The sequence below is a fragment of the Parafilimonas sp. genome (genome assembly GCF_047606085.1).
Taxonomy (GTDB): domain Bacteria; phylum Bacteroidota; class Bacteroidia; order Chitinophagales; family Chitinophagaceae; genus Parafilimonas.
The window spans coordinates 1-18,119 of sequence record NZ_JASGEX010000211.1 but is presented as its reverse complement, the minus strand read 5'-3'; the positions used below and the strand labels follow the sequence as shown (position 1 = coordinate 18,119).

Sequence of the window (18,119 nt, the reverse complement as noted above, 5' to 3'; positions counted from 1 at the left end):
TGTATTTATTCAATAATATAACGTGAGTTTGATATAAGCCCAAAGGGCTTTAGAATATGAATAGACGCCGGTTTCACCAGTGGTAAATTGGCATCATTTGGTTGAACCCCGCCGGCATTCAAGCGCAAACCTGCTTTATTTTCCCCCGAATGAAATTCGGGGCTATTAAAATTTAATCCCTTCGGGATTCTCTTACCTACAAATTTCTTCACTAAGTCTTATATTGAACTCACGTTAATATATCGCCACCCGCATTGATCATCCCAACCCTTCCCGAATTGCGGGACAAGTTCTCCAAAGAAGAAGGGCAGGAAGAGCCCGCCTGAATTATTTATAAGCATTTATAATACCCGGGAAGGTCAAAATCCTCTCCTTTGAAGAGGGTTTAGGGAAGGCTGCTCTTATTTCACATCCCACCAAACAGGCGTATTGTTTTTATCCGGCCCGTTCAGTAAAGGCAAGGCATTTTGCACAGCCTGGTTGTTCGATTCATATTCCAGGTCAATAAATGTAAACCGTTTAATCATTTCGCTGGCAGGCACATCCGGGTTGTCTGAATTTACCACCGGGTAAAGCACCGGGTAGCCTGTTCTTCGCACTTCTGCCCAGGCCTCAATACCATCAGGGAACAGCGCCAGCCATTTTTGTGTGGCGATCTGCTGTCGTTGCGTTTCTGTGTTATCAGAAAATTTCACCGGGATATCTGACACTGCCGGAGAGCTCAAATAATCACCCGGTGCAGCCGGCAAAGATGTGCTTTGAATATATTTCTCAATCGCTGCACTGCCCACGCCCCATTGCGCCAGGGAAAGCCTTATGCCCTGTTCATACAAATCTTTTGCTGTAGCACCCATATCCCAACCGTTCACTGCGCCTTCAGCCCTTAAGAAATACGCTTCGGCGGCATACATGACCGTTAGTTTATTGGTAGCGGAGAGGTCAGCGCTCCAATCAGGGCCGATATTGGAAAGGTTATCGCCTGCCCCGCCCGGGTCGGCTCCTGTTAGTTGCGAAACCGATAAACCGTTGCGGATGCCATGATACGCACTGTCATCGGGCGCCGGGCTGAAATACACCGGCAGGCGCGGATCGCTGAAGCCTTTTAAATAGCTCTCCATAGAAGCGCTCATGCGAAAGCCGCCCCAGGGCGACATTAAGTTCAGCCCGTTGGGCGATGCGGTGGATACATCCATCATGGCATTATCATCATTGGAGGTCATAACGCCGGCGGCTACCGCTTTTTCGGCTTCTTCTTTCGCTTTGGCTGCATCCACAAAAGAAATACGCAGGGCGAGGCGAAGCCTTAATGTATTGGCGAACTTGATCCATTTGGGTATGTCGCCGTGAAAGATCAGGTCGTTATCTCCATAAGGCTTTGTTGTCTGGTCAGCAGCCTGCAATGCCGCTACTGCCGTATCAAGCACTTTAAACATATCATAATAAATATCTTCCTGCGCATCGTACGGGATGTTGAATTGCCCGTTGCCGGCCTCGAGATAAGGCACAGGCCCATAAAAATCCGTAGTGGAATGAAAGATATACACCTTCCACACTTTGGCAACTGCATTGGCTGGCAGATCGGTATTTTCAGTGGCCTCAATTACCTGCTTTAAAGTGGGGTAAGCGCTGCTGTACATGGATAGCCACTGGTAAAATTCCCAGTCTTTACGCTGCACATACCTGTCTGGTGAAACACCGGGATCAATAGTGGCGTAATACTGGCTCCACAAATCAACAAACAAATTGCGGGCAAGCTGGTAAATGCCCGGGTCACCATAAATGCCCTGGTATTCTGCCTTGGCAAATGCATTGGGAATAGTTGACTGTGTAAGGCTGCTGAAAGTAGTTGGGTCTGTATTTATCTCATCAAACTTTTTGGTGCAGCCTGCTGAAAGCAGGCAAAGCATTATTAATGCTATGCAGCTTGTATATATATTTTGTGAAAGGATTTTGTTCATACTTCAATTTGATTAAGATTAAAAATTGAATTTCAGATACAGGCCAAAGCCGCGCGTACTGGGCAGCGAAGCGTATTCAATGCCCTGGTTGTTGCCTGTGCCCAAAGCGCTTTCCGGGTCAATGCCTTTTGCTTTGTTTTTAAAGAAGAACAGGTTGCGTCCTATCAGGGAAAGCTGTGCGCCTTTAATGAAAGTGTTTGCCAGTTTTGCTGATGCAAATATGTAACTGATACTTGCTTCGCGCAAACGGATGTTAGTGGCGCTGTAAGCAAAGAGCTCGCCGATATTATTTCCGGCCACCTGCATCCAGTAATCCTGCGCTGTGATGGCCTGCGTGTTCTTGCTGCCGTCTTCCGTTACAGAATTGGGGATTACAAAACCGGTTTCGCGGTTGGCTTCGGTGGCCTTTAATGTGCCTGCCGATGCCATTAATGCCTGCGTACCGGAAATGATGGTGCCGCCCTTTCTTTCATCAATTAAAAAATACAAAGACCAGTTTTTGTATTGAAATGTATTGGAAAAACCTGCCGTCCAGTCCGGGTTAAAATTGCCCGCATATTTAGTCTGGTCGGTTACCAGCAGGGGGCTGCCTGTTGCATCCACCACAATATTGCCATCATCATCCCGCTGAAGGCTGGAAGTGTAGAGCTCGCCATATTTGCGGCCTTCTTTCACCACAATAGAGCCCAGGGCCTGCGGTGAGCTAAGCGATACTTCGGGCTGCAGGGAATCGAGCCGGATCACTTTGTTTACATTGGAGCCAAAAACGAGCTGCATCTTCCAGCTGAAGCCTTTCAATTTTACCGGCTGGGCATTTATCAGCAATTCAATGCCCTGGTTCTGTATTTTGCCGGCATTGATAATGCGTGTGGAATAGCCCGATGCTGCAGGCACAGGCACCGTTAATATCTGGTTGATGGTATTGGTGTTGTAATAAGTGGCCTGAAAACCGAAGCGGTCATCAATAAAACCGGCATCTAACCCGGCCTCAAAAGAATGTGTTTCCTCCGGTTTAAGGCTGGCGTTGCGCAGCGTTCTGTCAATCAGCAAAAAACCTCCGTTGCCACCGGCTGTAAGTGTGTAAACGGGTTTTAGTTCATTAAACCCTGTACCATTTCCCACAAAGGCATAAGATGTTCTCAGCTTTAAGGCTGAAATGGCGGCAGGTAATTTAACCATCTCATTCAGCAATGCGCTCAAGCCCGCAGAGGGAAAGAAATAAGAGGCATTTTTTACAGGCAGGGTAGAATTCCAGTCGTTGCGGCCTGTTAAATCAAGAAATAAATAATCATTGTAAGCCAATTGCGCTGATACATACACCGATTGTTTTTCCGTGCGGGCAAGCGGTGAGTAAGGAATATAATTGTTTACACTGTTCGTTAATGAAACGGCATTGGAAGTGGCAAAAATATTCGGCGCATTAAGCCCCTGGTTATTCAGGGTTGTTCTTTCAAAATGATATTGTTCAATGCTGGCCCCGGCATTGGCCGTGAGGCTGAATTCATCAGTAAGATTTTTGGTGTACGACAACAATACATCATTATTAAACTGCCTGTTCGATTCTTTGTTGAGAACATAATTGCCCTGGCCGGGATAGTCGGTTAACCAGTATGTATCATCGTAATCTTTTTCTTCCCCAATGTCTGTATAATAATCAAGGCTTGTTCTTGCCTGTATGCTTAATTCCGGCGTTAACTGGTAGCGCAGGGCGGCCATGCCGATAAAGCGGTCGCGCTTGCGGGTGTATAAATTGCGGTAAGCGCTCCAGTATGGGTTTTGGAAAGCGGTGGTAGCGGCGCCCCAGTAATTCTGCGTTAAAGTGCCATCGTCATTAAATGTTTCAAAATCTTTGATGTCGCTGAGGCGCAGGCTTCTCGGCATGGCATACAATGTGGATGTAATACGGTTGCCGGCGCCTGTAAGCGGCCTGTTGTTCACATCTTCCGCTATATAATTGGCCTTAACATCGAGCGACAAGCCTGTTGCAATCTGCGTGGTTTGCCTTAACAGCACATTGTTTCTTTTGTAACTGTTATTCGGCAAAATGCCATTGCTTAACGTATTGGTATAAGAAAAATAAGTCTGCTCTTTTTCGGTGCCGGCAGAAATGGCAGCCGAATTAATAAACTCCGTTCCGGTACGAAAAAAATCTTTCACATTGTTTGGCTGCGGGGTAAGCGCTTGTGTTTTGCCTGTCCAGTCCGTTACATCCTGCCCGGTCATTGCAGGGCCCCAGCTATTGGCGCTGGCCGGCACAAAAACACCCGCATCGCCCTGGCCATATTTATTCTGAAAGTCTGGCAACACGAGGGGCGTTTCCATAGATGCGGAGCTGGATATTTGTACGCCAATGCCCTTGCCTATCCTACCTTTTTTGGTAGTGATGATGATAGCGCCGTTGGAAGCATCGGAACCATACAACGCTGCTGCCGAAGCGCCGGTTAAAACCGTCATGCTTTCAATATCATCAGGGTTAATGTTGGAAATGCCATCACCATCATCCCTTGCGCCAAACAAAGCCACATCGGCGGAGGCTTTGGCGGAGTTATCAATACGCACACCATCTACCACCACCAACGGCTGATTGGTGCGGCCAATGGAGCGGTTACCGCGGAAGATAATCCTGTTGGAGCCGCCCGGCCCGGAGTTGGTTTTATTAATGGTTAAACCGGCCACCTTACCATTCATGGCGCTGGTTATATTCACTTCGCGGGAGTTGCTCAGTTCTTCTCCTTTCAGGCTTTGGGTGGCATAGGTCAGCGATTTTTTCTGCCTTGTTATGCCCAGCGCGGTTACCACCACTTCGCCCAGTTCTTTTTCATCTGCATGCAATACCACGGCAATAGTGGTTTGGCCGTTCAACGGGTATTCCTGCGAAACATAACCCACATGAGAAATGAGCAGTGTTGCGTTTGGGCTGCTCACCGAAATGGAGAAGTCGCCATTGTCATCGGTGCGCGTGCCATTGCTGGTACCTTTTTCAATTACTGAAACATTTGAAACGGCGCTTAGCGAGCCATTTTTATTTTGAACCTTTATATTGCCCTTTACAGGATCAGCCTGCGGCTTTTGCTGCCTGGGGGTAATAACAATAAGGTTATTATCCAAAATGCGGTAAGTGAGGCCGGTATTGCTTAAAACAGAATCCATTACAATGCGCACATCTGCATCTTTCATGGTAAGCGTAACTGTAATACCGTGCGGCAATATATCATCATTATAAATAAAACGGTAAGAACTGCTTTTTTGAATGGAAAGCAAAGCCTGTTTAATGGGTGCATTCTTTAGCGAGACCGTTATTTTGGTCTGGGCAATGCCTTTTGCATGAACATGCAGGCAGGTTACAAGCATAAAGAAAGCAATTAATCTCATATACAGTAAAAACTTTGGGATTGCCTTGCGGGCAACGGATAAATTGCCCATAAGCACTTTTTTCATACATTTAAAAATTGAAAGTGAAAAAATGGGTACGTAAGTGCCTGATAATACTAACGTTACCCGTAATTAGCTTTGAAGGAGATGTTGCCGCATCTCCTTTTTTGCTGGTTTTATTTTGGCATGTATAGCATTTTAATAGTTAGAAAAACTTTTTGGTTTATTTATGAATCCATACTTCATTGTTTTTTATCTCGTAACCAAACGGCGATGACAGCTTCATAGCATCGAGCGTTTGCTGCAATGTTTCTTTGGTAATGGTGCCGGTAAAATGCGCCTCCTTCATGTTCTCATCCACATGCAGTGTAACGGAAAACCAGCTTTCCAGCTTGGGCGCCAGTTGTTCCAGCGATTCATTATCAAACGCCAGCGAACTGTTCATCCAAACTGTTTCGGGCAACACATCCTTTTCATCTGTATGCAGTTTTGTGATTATAAAAAGCGGCTGTTCCGTTTTATTTTCAGCCTGCTTAACCGGTTCTTTTTCTGCGGAAACAGATATTTTTTCATTGGGCCTGAGCAAAATTTTCCGTTCCGGGTCCTGCCGGGTTGTTATTTCCACCAGGCCACGCACCAGGGAGGTTTCCACATTCTTCTGGCCCGGAAAAGCCTTTACGTTAAAAGCCGTTCCTTTTACCGTAATATTAATGGAAGATGCATGAATAATAAAGGGGTGCGCCGCATCTTTGGTTACATCAAAAAAGGCCTCGCCGGTTAGGTTTACCTCACGGTATCTTTCGCCAAATACCCTGTCATTATAGCTTAATGCGCTGTTGCCATTCAGCCATACATTTGTTCCATCGGGCAAAACGAGGTGCTTTTTAGATGCCGGCTGTGTAGTAATGTTTTGGCTGAAAGCAACACTGTTTTCTTTTTTCGGGCCAAGTAAAAATACCCCGGCAATTACAGCAGTAACAACTGCGGCAGCGGCCAGCCATGTTGATATCCTTCCTGCATCAAATGGCTTTGCCACTGTTTTCCCGGTACTTCTTTCAATTTTGTTCCAAAGGTCTTCCGGTTTTATTTCATTCAAAGGTTGCAACGGCGCGTTCCAAATTTTTTCCACTATTTCGTTTTCGGTGTTTCCCGCTTCCCGGTGCAGCAAATCGTTCAGTTCGGCAAGCTCTTCATCCGTAGCTTCGCCGCTTTTGCGTTTTGCCAGTAACACCCATATTCTTTCTATGTTCATTAATTTCCAATTGGTTGAATAATAAACACAGAAAATGTTTTGATACCCCCAAAAGGATTTTATTTTTTCAGGAAAAAAGGTTTCAGTGCTGTTGTTTCCTGGCATATACCGGCATTAAAGCCTGTATGGTGGTATGCAGTTTTTTGAGCGCAATGCCCATTTGGTTTTCAATAGTTTTAATGCTGAGATTGAGTAACTCAGCCGTTTCTTTATAGGTTAGCCCATCATCTTTCACCAGTTTAAAAATAAGCCTGCACCTGGGGGGTAATTCATTAATGGCCCTGGTTATACTTTGCAAAAAATCTTTGGTAATCAAATGCTGAACAGTCTGCGGTTCTATGGTGTAAGCAGGCAGGCCCAGTACTTCTATCTCAACAAATTTCTGTTTTCGTTCTTTGCGTAAATAATTGAGGCTGATATTTTTTGCCATAATGTATAAATACCAAAGCAGGTTGTCAATGGCTGCAATTTTTTCGCGTTTTTTCCAGGTTTGAATAAAAACATCGGCCACAACTTCTTCGGCCAGTTCCCGGTTATGCACTATTGCGAACGCGAAGTGCAGCAGGCGCCCGCCAAACAAACCATACAATGCTTTCAGCGCAGCTTCATCACCTGCTGCAAGTTGCTGCTGTAATTGTATTGTATCTGTTTTGGTGTGCCGTTTCACGAGCCTAAATTACAAACAGCAATGCATATTGTGCTGATAAGAATTATGGGAGATTTCCTTTTAATAAGTATTTCTTTAATTCAGCTACGGTGAAACCGGCAGCCTGGCTTTCAGCCGTACATTACCTATAACGGCTGTTCAATTTTTGCTTTTATACTTACCTGCTTAAATAGTTCCGGATAATAAAAGCGAAGCCTGCCGGTTATAAAGCCGGCAGGCTTCGCTCAAAAATATTTTCAAATTCAGATGCTGAAAAGTGAAAAGATGCTGGCTTAAAACCTTCTCTTAAAATCGCCCCTGTCATTATCCCTGTCGCGGCTCCTGAAATTATCCCTGCCACCGCTACTTCTGAAATTATCCCTGCCGCCGCCACCGTCAGCACTTCTTTCTTCAGCCTTTTTTACAGAAAGTTTTTTGCCTTTAATGCCGGCGCCATCAAGCGCTTCAATAGTTTGTAATGCTTCAAGACTGTCGGGCATTTCAACAAAGCCAAAGCTCTTGCGCCTACCGGTATTGCGATCCATAACAAATCTTGCGGAGATCACCGTGCCATACAGTTCAAACATTTCTTTTAAATCAGTATCATCAAAATCATTGGGGAATCCCGTAACGAAGAGCTTCATGTAAATTATTGTTTCAGCAAATGTAATCTTTGGCTTGGCAAAACAGACATTTATGCGATAATTTAATCGTTTAAATTACATGATAGGAGAATTTTAACAATAAACGTTGTTTTATATCAGGCCGAAGAGGTTGGGAGATAGTGTTTTCATTTAGTGATACAAACCGCCATGAAATTTTTCAGGCCAAAATTATAAAAGGCAGGCATAAAGAATTTCATCAAAGGCTCCTCCTGGCAAAAACAATAATCATGTACAGGAGAAATTTATATTTTAAGTCGCATGTTTTTCTTTTCAAGAAAAGCTGTGATAAATATGACAATGAAAGCAATGGCAAAAGAGCGCAGCAAACCGCCAATGCCTTCGGCGAGGAATACAGGATATTTCAGATGAAATAAAACCATAAAGGCGTATAAGAAATAGGGTATAAGATAACAGGTTAAAGTGCTGGTGCCGGCAGGTTTTATAATATTAAACCAATCAGCTTTTCCCTTTATATCTATTAAATAAATCAATAAACTGAAAACAAGAATGCTTATGCCTGTACAAATGCCTACCCACGATGGCGTGCCGTGTATTTTTGATATGCCGCCAAATGGCCTTAATAAAAAGCCAAGCATTATCATGAACGTACCTGCAATAAGCATGGATATAAAAAACTGCTGCCTGCTGCTGTTACTGCTTTTCCTGTAAACAACAGAAACGATAATGCCGCTCATTATAAACGAAACCTCAGAACCGCCGTTGAGAAACCAGCAATACCTTAATATACCTGAAACGGGTTTTAATATTTCTGTTTGATTGAGGGTTGTATAAATAAGAAAGAAAACAAATGCAACCAGTAATATTTTCAATTTGCCATTGCCGGAAAGATAAATGAGTGAGCAGGTTAAATATGCCCATCCTATCAATCCTAAAATGCCCCACCAGTGCGGGCGCATCCAGATAGTGCCATTGTGTGAATCGCCCTTATACAGCGCTGCCATTACAATTAAAAGTATAATGCCCGCAACCTGTAAAATATATTGTTTGGTTTTGCCGGCGGGTGGCTTGTAATCAAGCCAGATCAGAAAAAATGCAAGCGTGATCAATATTTCCCATACTGATGCAGGTAGTAAAGCAGCATCCCTGTTATAGTTTTCAAGGTTTACATGAAAAAGGCCCATTATAATTAATGCGATTGAACGCAGAAAGATATGTAAGGCGATTGCGGGTTTGCTTTCGCCGGATTGCATTCGTTTATTTAAAGCAAAAGGAATGGAAAGCCCAACAATAAAAAGGAAAGATGGAAAAATGGTATCGGCAAAGCCCAGACCGTCGGCGTTTTCATTCACATGTTTTATCCATTCGGGAATATTTTTTACACCATCCACATCGTTTACAAAGATCATAAAGAACATGGTGATGGCCCTGAAAACGTCAATGGATTGCCGGCGGCGCGGCTGTTGTTGCATGACCTATAATGGTTTTGATAGCTTGCAATTAAAACAAAGTTTTGTCCCCTGGGAAATTTAGTTATGTGCAAGCCGGATTACACAAGTAACATCACCATACATTAACGAAATCAATATTGAATTTCTACCTTAACGGTGGTGGTATCTGTGGTTAATGCGGGCACAATATAACCGCCGCTGTCAAGTTGTGTTTTTGGGAACGCTTGCTGCAAGCCCGGCCAGTCTTGCTTTGAAACAAGTGTTTTATAAAGATAAACTGACTTTAGTTTAGGTAAGGTTTTCAATTGGTTTATGCCTTGTGCAGAAACCTTTGTGTTTACAAGATTTAAATAGCGAAGATTTTGGAGCGTGACGAGGCTTTTTAAACCTGCATCTGTAATATGCGTATTGTCTAAAAATAATTTGATGAGGTTATGGCATTGCATAATTGTTTTTAAGCCATCATCACTAATATTTGTATTGCTTAATTTTAAAGATACCAGTTGCTTACTGAGTTTTGTTATCAGTTGCAGATATTTATCATCAACAATTGTATCGTTAATAAAACTAACTGAAACATAATTGCTGTTTAAAGCAACCGGCAACACCAGGATATTTTTTTCTTTCAGTTGTTTGATAACATTTGCATCAGCCGGCTCAACAGATGAAGAAGGAAGGTCAGATGTTGGTTTTATTTCGGGGCTTACGTTTTGTAAAGCAGTTAATGCAGGCTTTATTTTATCGTCCTGCGGAAGCTGGCTCACTTTCTTATCAAGCGACGCACCGTTTGCTATCCACCAGTGTATTAATGCGAGCTGATTTTCTGTTGGCTGTGGTTTTTCTTTCGGCGGCATGTGGTCATCATTATCCGCAGGCAGCAACATTCTTTTTATAAGTTCACTGGCATCAGCATTCCCGGGCTCTATTACAACGCCGTCTTTTCCACCTTTCATTAATTTCAGGCTATCATCCATTCTTAATTTGCCCTTTTGTTTATAAGGGCCGTGACAGGAGTAGCATTTTGTTTGAAAGATGGGTTTGATAACATCTGCGTACACCTGCGCTTCCTGCACATTGGCAATAGGTTTTATTGCTGTTGTTTCAATGGCGTCATTATTAAAAATATTTTTAAGTGGCTTTGATAAATAATCATAACCATGTGTAAGCGAGCCGCCAAGATGGCCCGTTAATGCTATCAGAATTAAAAGGGCAACAGACAAAAATGTTTTATTTATTTTAAACTGATCATTCTTTTCCCTTGCATACAATACAAAAGCCGTGAGCGTGGTTGCAATACCCATCCAGGTATGCCAGTTTACCAGGTTTTTATCATAATCGTCGCTTATAGAAAGTAAATAACCGGTAATGCAGGAAAACAAGCCTGTAATTGCCCCGGTCAATAATATTACAGGTACAGCCTGTTGTAATGCTGCATATTTCTTTTTACGCGAAAGCCATTGCAGCAATAAGGCAATGAGTAAAATGCCAATAGGCAAATGAACGAGCAGTGGATGGAAATGGCCGAGGAATTCGATCATAAAGAAGAAGGCTACAAGCTGTTAGCTGCAAGCTACACGCTTTCAGACATTGAGTTTATTAATAAATCCTATCAACATTTTTTGTTCTTCAACAATATCAGATAAGATTTCATTTGAAAAATTATTATTACCAAATCCTGCAGCTTGTGAAATTAATAATTGAGTTTCTAATTCATACGTTGAACCAAGAGAAATTTCAAGAAACCTGTTATAGTCTTTTTCACTGCTTCGGCTGCTTCCTTCTGCAATATTTGAGGGGATTGAAACTGCCGCTCTTGTTATTTGTGAAGCAATTCCAAATTTCTGTTCATTTGGAAAAACAGCAGTTAGTTTAAAAGATTTTACGGCAATATCAAAACCTTTTTGCCATATTCTTAATTGTTTGAAATTTTTCATATTGATTGTGGTTTAGTTTCTTTCTTGCAGCGTGCAGCTAACAGCTTGTAGCTTATTACTCAAAGCTCGCAGCTAACTATACCTTTCTCTCAACGCCTTCATCATATAAACATTAATCGCCCACTGATCGGCCAGGGGTTGTTGTGTATAGGGAAGCGTGGGCAAATAATTCGGCGGGCCAAATTCTGTAAGTATGGTAAGCGTATCGCCCTGTTGCTTTTTCATTTCAGCAATCTTATCCCACCAGGCAAAATGCGCTTTAACGGCATCACTCCATTCCGGTGCACGGGGATCGTTTACCTGCGGGCCTTCCTGGTGGCCAATGCGTGCATGTACATGATCTACCCTTGGTAAAACAAGGGCAACGGTATCCTGCTGGTCTTCCAGCAAAGTTTCATGCACATTGCACCAGTGCGATATATCCAGTGTAAAACGCAGGCCTGGAATATTTTCAAGATAATGCCTCGCAACCGGCGCTGCATACATAAGCCTTGAACGATGCGTTTCATGGCAGATTTTTATGCCGGTTGACTGATGCAATGCTGTTGTGTGATCAATAAATGCTTTGCCCTGTTCAAACGAAAAATAATCCCTGCCCGAATGGCAATTTATATACAAAGGTTTTTGAATGGTGTTGCTGATGGCAGCATCAATCATACTGGTAAAACTTTGAAAATGCTGTTTGAAATCACTTTCATGGCCTGCGGCTAAAAAACCAACTTCGAGGTTATATTTTTTTAATGCAGTAAATAATTCATCCTGGTCTTTCTTTTCGGTTGGCCACCATATTTCAATGCCGTCATAACCTTCTTTTTTCACTTTGGCGCAATACGCATCTATGGTTCCGTTAAAGCCCCAGTTGGTAGCTAAGATTTTTAATTGAAAATTATTATTCATATTATTTATTGATTGCGGTGTTGCAAAGGCTTTCATCGCTGAAAGCCTTAAAGCTGTTGTAGCAGAGGTGGTAGTTTGAATGAATTTTCGACGCTTCATTTAATAAATTTCGTATTGGATTTATAAGCTTTCAAATAATTTTTCAAATGGTATTGATTTAATCTCTTGCTTTTCTATTTGCTTAATTTCATCCATACCTTTTTTAATATTTACAAGAATATCTTTAAAGCCGGTTTTTGCTTCTTAATATTTTTTGATTTAGTGATGCTATTGCTATGTTTATCCATCAAATATTTAATTGTATTAGTTTAATGTTATTACTTAAGATTGATTCCTGAAATATACAATAACCTACGCCTGCCGGACGGGCAGGAATGTTCAATGTTCAATCAATGTCGTTTAGTTAACCTTGTTTTGACCTCACCCTAAATCCCCTCCCGAATGGTCGGGACAAGTTCTCCAAAGGAGAGGGACTTTACAAACATTCCTTAACTAAACGGCATTGAATATTCAATAATCATTTTGCCGGCGTTTGCAATTGAATATTGAGTATTGTATTGTTGAATATTGATTATTTTTCTTAAATCAAATCCTGTATTAGCTCCATAATTTTCTTTACCTCTGTAAAGCTATTATGCAAGAATCTCATGAATCACTTTCCCTTTTGTATCCGTTAACCGGAAAGGCCTTCCCTGGAAATCGTACGTGAATTGTTCGTGATCAAAACCAAGCTGGTTAAGAATGGTTGCCTGTATATCAAACGTATCAACCTTGCCACTTACCGCGCTGTAACCAATTTCATCCGTTTCACCGTAACTGCCGCCTTTTTTTATACCGGCGCCGGCCATCCATATTGTAAATGCCTCGGTATGATGGTCTCTTCCTTTAAACGGGTTTTGCTTGCCCTCGCGGTTTTCCATCATAGGCGTCCTGCCAAATTCACCGCCCCAAACCACCAATGTTTCTTCAAGCAGGCCACGTTGTTTTAAATCAAGTATTAAAGCCGTAATACATTTATCAACCTGCCGGCATTTATTAATAAAGCCTACGTCTATGGCAAGGCTGGCATCTGTACCATGACTGTCCCAGCCCCAATCGAATAACTGCACAAAGCGAACGCCTTTTTCAACCAGTTTTCTTGCCAGCAACACATTATTGGCAAAACAAGCCTGGCCGGGTTTTGTGCCATACATATCGTGAATGTATGGCGGCTCATCGTTTATATTCATTACTTCCGGTACAGATATCTGCATTTTATACGCCATCTCGTATTGCGAAATGCGGGAAAGTATCTCCGGGTCTTTATACTGTTTATATTCTTCTGCATTCACCTGGCTAATGGCATCAATGCTTGCTTTGCGCAAATCACGGCCCATGCCATCGGGATCATTCAAAAACAATACCGGTGCGCCCTCACTGCGGCACTGCACACCCTGGTAAACGCTTGGCAGAAAACCACTGCCCCAAACGCTCTTACCGGCATCGGGGTTTCTGCCGCCACTTGTTAATACAACAAATCCAGGCAGTTTTTCATTTTCCGTGCCAAGCCCATACGTAACCCAACTGCCAATGCTTGGCCTGCCCAAACGCGGAGACCCTGTATGTACCAGCAACTGCGCCGGCGCATGATTAAACTGGTCTGTTGATACAGCTTTTAAAAAACTTACTTCATCCACAATAGATGCCAGGTGCGGCATGTTCTCGCTTACCCAGGCACCACTTTGCCCATGCTGTGCAAATTTTGCCTGCGGGCCTAACATTTTCGGCACACCGCGTATGAATGCAAACCTTTTTCCTTCCAGTAAAGATTGCGGGCAGAGCTGCCCGTCCATTTTCATCAGCTCTGGCTTATAATCAAACAGCTCAAGCTGTGAGGGTGCGCCTGCCATGTGCAGGTAGATTACGCTCTTTGCTTTGCCGGGGAAAGGCGGCAGTTTGGGCGCCAGCGGATGGGCCGGATCGAATGCAATTTGGGATGAAGCATTGCCTTTCCCGCAGCCAAACAATGCGGCCAACGCAAGGCCGCCCAAACCCATGGCGCTTTCTTTAATAAAGTGGCGGCGCGTGTGCATTTGCAGCACGGATCTTTCTGCTTCACGCAGCAGGCGTTGATTATGTAATTCTTTTTGAGTCACGTTGTAAGCTTTGAGCCTTGAGCTGCGAGCTATAAGCTGCAGGCTTCAAGCAGAAACTGTTTAAATGTGTTTTAATCATCTCCTGGCTTAAATCCAATCCTTATTCTTTTTTCTGCAGGTGGCGTTAATAATTGTTTTAATGCTTCGAATATAGTTGCTATATCCTGTTTGTTGGTGGTTACATCGTTTTCAAGTTTTTCCAGCGTCAATAAAATGTCTTTGTTTGTTAAAAGCATTTCCCGCATTTTGGTAAAGATGCGGATGATCTGAATATTTACCTGTATAGCAATGGCGCTGTTTAAAACACCTGATAGCATGGCCACGCCCTGTTCGGTGAATGCGAATGGCAATTTTCTTATACCACCCCAGCTTGATGTCGCAAATTGCGATATCAAGTTTTCAAACTCTTTCGAACTTAACTGAAACATAAAGTCTTTAGGAAAACGATCTTTATTTCGTTTAACCTGTTCATTTAACCTTCTTGTTTCCACCCCATACATTTCTGCCAGATCCCGGTCAAGCATTACCTTTTGCCCACGTATTAAATATATTTTATTTATTACTGCTTCGTCCGGCATCATTAAGTGCAATTTCATGGTTTCTTTAGCCATTTTTTTGAGTTTAGTTTGAAATCACAGAATGTGATTTCAAGCTCGTTTTATTTTGAGGTCGAAATTTGCGACCTTAGGTTTATTTAATTGGAAGTCACAAATTGTGACTTCCAATTTTCAAAGCTTTGAGTTACAGGCTGCAAGCTATAAGCCCGTAATTATGATTGTAAGCTTTGCTGCCCATTGCCCTGAAAGTACAAGGGAGTGACACAACAAGCGATGCCATGAATTACTGCTGCCGGCAACATAAAAATCATCAAAATCCATTAATCATCAAAATCCCGGTTCAGACATTAATTCTTCGTTACCACTTCATCTAAATTCAATATAGCATTTGCAACAACAATAAGCGCTGCGGTTGCCGCATGCTCGTGCTCATTCATGCCAGCCGTCATCTCTCGAATTTCATTCTTATTATTGCTGAATTGATCGAACGCTTTATTGTACAGGTTTAATAAAGCATTCAAACTTTTATCATTTATTGATTGATATGTTGCAAGCTGAAACCCTTTACTGATCTGTGTTTTAATATTGCTGCTACACTGCTGCATACGGTAAGCAAAATGGCGGGCAGCATCTATATAAGCCGGATCATTCAATGTAGTAAGCGCCTGCAAAGGCGTATTGGTGCGTATGCGCTGTGCGGTGCAAACTTCACGTGACACACCATCGAATGCCAGCATGGAAGGATAGGCTGAAGAACGTTTCCAGTAAGTATAAACAGCCCTGCGATACTGGTCTTCGCCCTGGCTTTGCACCCAGTCTGCACCATTCCACGGAGACAGCCAGATACCCTGGGGCTGGTAGGGCATTACGCCGGGGCCATACATTTTATCGCTCATTAATCCGCTGATGCAAAGTGCCTGATCCCTTAATTGTTCCGCTGATAAACGAATACGTGGCGCACGGGCATAAAATTTATTCTGCGGGTCTTTTTGTTCAAGTTCCGGCGTGATCCTGGAATCCTGTTTATACGTTGCGCTTGTTACAATCTTTTTGATCAGTGTTTTTATACTCCAGTGATCATCATGCATAAACTGGTAACTGAGATAATTCAGCAGTTCTGTATGTGTTGGCAGGCTGCCCTGCGTGCCAAGGTCTTCCAGCGTTTCTGCCAAGCCATTTCCAAACAATTGTTCCCAAATACGGTTTGCCATGGTGCGGGCGGTTAAAGGGTTTTGTTTTGATGTAATCCATAAGGCAAGCCCCAGGCGGTTTTGCGGTGCATTCTTTGGAAAGGCGTTTAAAGAAGCCGGTACACCAGGTGTTACTTTATCGCCTTTCGTTAGCCAGTTGCCCCGCTCAAAAATGTATGAGGCCCGGTGCATATCAGGCGGATTATCCATCATAACAGGCGTTGTTGGAACATCTGCCTTTAATAATTTCCAGTAATCATTTTTTATAGCCGCATAACCTTGTTTATCCTTGCCGGGAAGTTCCTGTGTAAAGTATAGCCAGTCAAGCAATGCGCCGGCATCAACGGGCTTTCTAAGATTATTGTTTGTGTATGTGAAAATAAGATTATGTACGCCGGCTGAAGGCCTGAGTGTTGTTTCTGTTATCTGCCAGCCGTTCGTTTGCGGAAGCGGAATAATGGCAATTGTTTCACCTTTTGCACTGTCAAGATGTATTTGCCAAATGCCGCCTGCCGCCCAACCCTGGTAGCGGAATATTAAGCGGTCTTTATTATTTAAGTCAACATTTTTTAAACGGCATGCTGCATGGTTGCGGAACGATGCCCATTTGGTATCATTCAATTCACTGTTGGTGAAGCTATCGCAGGTAAGCGAGTTATAAGCAGGCTGCCAGGTTTTTAAGAATGTATTTACTTCCTTAGATTTTTTTTCAGATACATTTTGCTTTATCCAGTTAACAACAGTTGAAAGTTCCTGTTGTAATGTGTCATTGTCATAAGTGCGCAATAATGGATAATCGGCTTCCGTGTCTTCATCGCGTGTATCATTAAAAAAAGCCATGAACTTATAATAATCTTCATGTTTAAAGGGGTCGTAAGGATGGCTGTGGCATTGCACGCAGGAAAACGTTGTGCCCATAACAGCGCCCCATGTTGTATTCACACGGTCGAGTACAGCAGCCGTCCTGAATTCCTCATTATCGGTACCGCCTTCATCATTGGTCATGGTATTGCGGTTAAATGCGGTTGCGATATAATCTGCATCCGTAGCGCCTTTTAAAAGATCGCCTGCAATTTGTTTTATGAGGAATGAGTCGTAAGGCATATCATTATTAAATGCATTTATCAGCCAATCGCGGTAGCGCCATATATTACGGCCTGCATCGCGTTCATATCCTTTGGTATCGGCATACCTTGCCAGGTCGAGCCACATACTGGCCCACTTCTCACCAAAATGTTTTGATGCCAGTAAAGAATCAACCAGTTCATTGTATGCATTGGCATCATTGCTTTGCAAAAATTTATTGGCAATATTATCTGATGGCTGCATGCCGATTATATTAAGGCTTACACGTCTTAATAAAGTTGCTTTATCTGCCTGCGGCGAAGGTTTAAGGTCAGGCTCTTTGAATTTATCTTCAATAAAATTATCCACTTCATTCTGCGCCCAGGCGCTTTTTGATTTGAATAAGCCAAAGAACTTCTTTGGCTGGGGCACATCAACCGGTTTTAAAAGCATATAAGCCCAATGATTGCCCCACTGTGCGCCCTGGTTAATCCATTTGCGTAAAATTTCTATTTCCTCTTTGGGAAGTGGTGCATGCTGGTAAGGCATTCTTTCTTCAGGGTCTTTTGATGTAAGGCGCCGTATCATTTCGCTTCCATCTGCATCGCCCGGAATGATGGCATATTTCCCGTCTTTGGTTTTAGCAAGCGCTTCATCACGGAACAATAAACTAAAACCACCTTTGGCTCTTACACCGCCGTGGCAACTGATGCAGCTTCTGTTAATGATAGGTTTTACCTGCGTGCTGAAATCAACTTTGCCGGATGATCCATGGATTATGAAACCGCCTGTTATAATAAGAACAACTATAACGGCTATAGCAATCAGCAATCGTTTATTTAGTGCTCTATGCATGTAAATAATGGAGGCATAAAGTTAAGGAAACTGCGAAGGGTTTTTAGATATTTGGCTTATTCAATGACTATCCGTAATTTGGAAATAGCTAATTATATTAGTATTTTTGTCTAAAATAATTAGCTATGAATATGTCAGAATTTTTCAGCAGGTATGCCGATGAAGATAGCTGCCGCCGTTTTTT

13 protein-coding genes are annotated in these 18,119 nt (G+C 42.8%); all 13 read right to left on the bottom strand.

Features of this window, described 5'->3' with window-relative positions; translation table 11 throughout:
- Positions 1 to 5: 5 nt before the first annotated feature.
- The 13 genes from QM629_RS18955 to QM629_RS18895 all read right to left on the bottom strand — a co-directional run bounded on the left by QM629_RS18955 (position 6) and on the right by QM629_RS18895 (position 17,935).
- A complete protein-coding gene (locus QM629_RS18955) occupies positions 6 to 212 on the bottom strand; it encodes a hypothetical protein (protein WP_415161476.1) in 207 nt (68 codons plus the stop codon).
- A 189-nt stretch (positions 213 to 401) separates the two neighbouring features.
- Positions 402 to 1,958, bottom strand: a complete 1,557-nt coding sequence (locus QM629_RS18950; protein ID WP_415161475.1) for a SusD/RagB family nutrient-binding outer membrane lipoprotein — start codon at positions 1,956 to 1,958, stop codon at positions 402 to 404.
- Between the two features lie 18 nt (positions 1,959 to 1,976).
- Positions 1,977 to 5,396, bottom strand: a complete 3,420-nt coding sequence (locus QM629_RS18945; protein ID WP_415161474.1) for a SusC/RagA family TonB-linked outer membrane protein — start codon at positions 5,394 to 5,396, stop codon at positions 1,977 to 1,979.
- Positions 5,397 to 5,553: 157 nt separating this feature from the next.
- Positions 5,554 to 6,582, bottom strand: coding sequence for a FecR family protein (locus QM629_RS18940; RefSeq protein ID WP_415161473.1), 1,029 nt, complete (start codon positions 6,580 to 6,582; stop codon positions 5,554 to 5,556).
- An 82-nt stretch (positions 6,583 to 6,664) separates the two neighbouring features.
- The gene (locus QM629_RS18935; RefSeq protein ID WP_415161472.1) at positions 6,665 to 7,249 is read right to left on the bottom strand and encodes an RNA polymerase sigma-70 factor; all 585 of its coding nucleotides are present in this window, start codon (positions 7,247 to 7,249) and stop codon (positions 6,665 to 6,667) included.
- Positions 7,250 to 7,521: 272 nt separating this feature from the next.
- Positions 7,522 to 7,872 (bottom strand): RNA recognition motif domain-containing protein, encoded by a 351-nt coding sequence (locus QM629_RS18930; protein WP_415161471.1) that lies wholly within the window; start codon positions 7,870 to 7,872, stop codon positions 7,522 to 7,524.
- 263 nt (positions 7,873 to 8,135) lie between these two features.
- Entirely contained in the window at positions 8,136 to 9,323 is a 1,188-nt protein-coding gene (locus QM629_RS18925; RefSeq protein WP_415161470.1) for a DUF5009 domain-containing protein, read from the bottom strand.
- A gap of 110 nt (positions 9,324 to 9,433) precedes the next feature.
- Positions 9,434 to 10,840 (bottom strand): c-type cytochrome domain-containing protein, encoded by a 1,407-nt coding sequence (locus QM629_RS18920; protein WP_415161469.1) that lies wholly within the window; start codon positions 10,838 to 10,840, stop codon positions 9,434 to 9,436.
- A 42-nt stretch (positions 10,841 to 10,882) separates the two neighbouring features.
- Positions 10,883 to 11,236 carry a four helix bundle protein gene (locus tag QM629_RS18915; protein ID WP_415161468.1) on the bottom strand — a complete coding sequence of 118 codons (354 nt, stop codon included), beginning with the start codon at positions 11,234 to 11,236 and terminating at the stop codon, positions 10,883 to 10,885.
- Positions 11,237 to 11,308: 72 nt separating this feature from the next.
- The gene (locus QM629_RS18910; RefSeq protein WP_415161467.1) at positions 11,309 to 12,232 is read right to left on the bottom strand and encodes a sugar phosphate isomerase/epimerase family protein; all 924 of its coding nucleotides are present in this window, start codon (positions 12,230 to 12,232) and stop codon (positions 11,309 to 11,311) included.
- A 533-nt stretch (positions 12,233 to 12,765) separates the two neighbouring features.
- Positions 12,766 to 14,268: a DUF1501 domain-containing protein gene (locus QM629_RS18905; protein WP_415161466.1), complete on the bottom strand. Its 1,503-nt coding sequence runs from the start codon at positions 14,266 to 14,268 to the stop codon at positions 12,766 to 12,768.
- Positions 14,269 to 14,339: 71 nt separating this feature from the next.
- On the bottom strand, positions 14,340 to 14,879 hold the full coding sequence (locus QM629_RS18900) for an ORF6N domain-containing protein (RefSeq protein ID WP_415161465.1): 540 nt from the start codon (positions 14,877 to 14,879) through the stop codon (positions 14,340 to 14,342).
- Positions 14,880 to 15,172: 293 nt separating this feature from the next.
- Positions 15,173 to 17,935, bottom strand: coding sequence for a DUF1553 domain-containing protein (locus QM629_RS18895; protein WP_415161464.1), 2,763 nt, complete (start codon positions 17,933 to 17,935; stop codon positions 15,173 to 15,175).
- Positions 17,936 to 18,119 lie beyond the last annotated feature (184 nt).